Origin of the sequence: Vibrio fujianensis, assembly GCF_002749895.1 — a bacterium.
GTDB lineage: Bacteria > Pseudomonadota > Gammaproteobacteria > Enterobacterales > Vibrionaceae > Vibrio > Vibrio fujianensis.
This window is the reverse complement of the sequence record NZ_NBUS01000043.1, coordinates 261,880-262,596: the sequence shown is the minus strand read 5'-3', so window position 1 is coordinate 262,596 and position 717 is coordinate 261,880. Positions and strand designations below refer to the sequence as shown.

The following is a 717-nucleotide window of genomic DNA, read 5'->3' as shown; positions in this document are numbered from 1 at the left end:
CATCAGGTGCCGCACCAATACCAAAGGAGTCTAAAACTAATATAAATGTTCTTTTCATTATTTTTCCTCACCGGAGTTACACATCTTCAGGTCGAATTTGACGATAGATTTCCGGAGTTTCTTGATAATTGCCGCCAATCTTAACGGCTTGTTGAAGTACTTTCGCAGCAGAATGCCATTGTGCTTCACTGCGGGCATGAATCACCGCCAGTGGTGTGGTGTGGTCTGCTCTTTCACCTAAACGGACAAATTGATCAAAACCTACGGCATAATCGATGGCATCAGTTGCCACTCGTCGTCCACCGCCCATACTGACGACCGCCATACCAATCGCGCGGGTATCCATAGCAGAGACGACACCGCTTTGCTCAGCATAAACCGGTTTGATCACCTGCGCTTTGTCTAAATAACGTTGATAATTTTCAATCAAGTCATGAGGGCCACCCAGTCCTGCCACCATTTTTCCAAACCGTTCTGCCGCTTGTCCGTTATCGAGCACGGCTTGTAACTTGGTACGTGCGTCTTGAGGATCGTTGGCTAATTTAGCCAACAGTAACATCTCAATACACGAGGCCATGGTTACCTCAAATAAGCGAGGGTTACGATATTCACCAGTTAAAAAGCGTATGGCTTCACGCACCTCTAACGCATTACCTGCCGATGAAGCCAATACTTGGTTCATATCGGTTAAAATAGCCGTAGTCTTGGTACCTGCAC

Annotated in this window: 1 pseudogene; it reads right to left on the bottom strand. The window is 46.7% G+C overall.

Annotation, left to right across the window (positions count from 1 at the left end):
- Nucleotides 1-76: 76 nt before the first annotated feature.
- Nucleotides 77-717 (bottom strand): annotated as a pseudogene (locus tag B7C60_RS19080) (thymidine phosphorylase); the annotation flags it as partial.